A 1,610-nucleotide genomic window follows, 5' to 3' on the forward strand; every position below is an offset into this window, starting at 1 on the left:
GACGCCGCCCTGGAGCGGCTCTCCGGCCTCACGCGGCCCGACCCCGCATCAGGCCGGAGAGCCGCTCCAGGGCGGCGTCGAGGGTCGCGTCCTGCTTGGCGAAGCACAGCCGCACCAGGTTGCGCACCGCCCCCCGCGCATAGAAGGCGCTGATCGGGATCGCGGCGACGCCGTGCTCGCGCACCAGGGCCTGGCAGAAGGCGACGTCGTCCGCGCAGCCGAGGCGCGGCCCCAGCTCACCGATGTCGATGGTGAGGAAGTAGGTCGCCTGCGAGGGCAGCACGGAAAAGCCGAGGCCGGTGAGGCCGGCGCTCAGCCGGTCGCGCGAGCGGGCGAAGCGCGCCCGCATGTCGAGGAAATAGGCCTCGTCCTTGGCCAGCCCGTAGGCCACCGCCTCCTGGAGATTGGGCGGCGTCGTGAAGGTGAGGAACTGGTGCGCCTTCGAGACCACCTTCAGCAGGGGCGGTGCCGCCATGACGAACCCGACCTTCCATCCGGTCAGGCTGAAGATCTTGCCGGCCGACCCGATCTTCACGGTCCGCTCCCGCATACCCTCGAACCCGATCAGCGGGCGATGGGGGCGTCCGTCGAAGGTCACGTGCTCCCACACCTCGTCGCAGACGGCCGTCACGTCGAACCGCTGGCAGAACCGTGCCAGCAGGGCGAGGTCCTGGTCCCCGAACATCGTCGCGGTCGGGTTCAGCGGGTTGTTGAGCACGACGACCCGCGTGCGCTCGGAAAAAGCTTCCGCCAGCGCGTCTTCGTCGAGGCGGAAATGCGGAGGCCGCAGGGTGACGAAGCGCGGGATGCCGCCGGCCTGCCGGACGATGGGCAGGTAGGCGTCGTACATGGGCTCGAACAGCACCACCTCGTCGCCGGGCGAGACCAGGGCGAGCAGGCTCGCGGCCAGGGCCTCGGTGGCGCCCGACGTCACCATCACCTCGGTCTCGGGGTCGAGGGCGAGGCCCTGATGGCGCTCGTAATGGTCGGCGATGGCGCGGCGCAGGGTCGGCAGCCCCATCATCGGCGGGTATTGGTTGTAGCCGTCGCGCAGGGCCTCGGCGGCCTTCTCGCGCACGTCGGCCGGGCCGGGATCGTCGGGGAAGCCCTGGCCGAGATTGATCGCGCCGAGGTCGCGCGCCAGCACCGACATCACGTCGAACACCGTATTGGGGAGATCGGCGAAGACAGGGTTCATCCGCAAAAACGCTCGTGGCTGGCGGGAGTCGACCGGCGGGACGTCCATCGGGCGCCGCCCGAGGGCCCAGGATATGCGCACATCCGGCAGGCGTCACCGCCCCCTCCCCTGGAAGGAGAAGGGGACAGGAGCGTCCTGCGAGAGCGTGTGACTGTCGTAGCCGTGCGGGAGAGGCGGATCACGCCGCGCCGTCGTCGGGTTCCGGGGACGGGCCGCCCGACAGGATGGCGTAGAGGCCCCGCGCCTCGGGGGCGGGGCCGCGCCGCTCGCCGAGTTCCAGCACCCGCACCACCGCCGTCACATGGGCGGCGGCGACGGTGACCACGTCACCGATGCCGATCCCCTTGGCGGGATTGTCGGCGCGCGTCCCGTTCACGCGGACGAAGCCGTCCTCCACCAGGGCGGCGGCAAG

General features: G+C 71.2%; 2 protein-coding genes. Both read right to left on the reverse strand.

All coding sequences use genetic code 11. The annotated features are described in order from the left end of the window. Window positions 1-28 precede the first annotated feature (28 nt). Window positions 29-1,198 carry an aminotransferase gene (locus tag MBTS_RS22765; protein ID WP_147833558.1) on the reverse strand — a complete coding sequence of 390 codons (1,170 nt, stop codon included), beginning with the start codon at window positions 1,196-1,198 and terminating at the stop codon, window positions 29-31. A gap of 178 nt (window positions 1,199-1,376) precedes the next feature. Next, window positions 1,377-1,610 (reverse strand): S4 domain-containing protein (locus MBTS_RS22770; protein WP_192216556.1); only part of this gene is annotated, 234 nt, incomplete at its 5' end.

This window comes from Methylobacterium bullatum (assembly GCF_014845095.1).
GTDB classification, from domain to species: domain Bacteria; phylum Pseudomonadota; class Alphaproteobacteria; order Rhizobiales; family Beijerinckiaceae; genus Methylobacterium; species Methylobacterium bullatum.

Excerpts from the sequence above, each read along its gene's own strand:
- MBTS_RS22765 (WP_147833558.1), bottom strand. The coding sequence starts at position 1,198 with ATGAACCCTGTCTTCGCCGATCTCCCCAATACGGTGTTCGACGTGATG.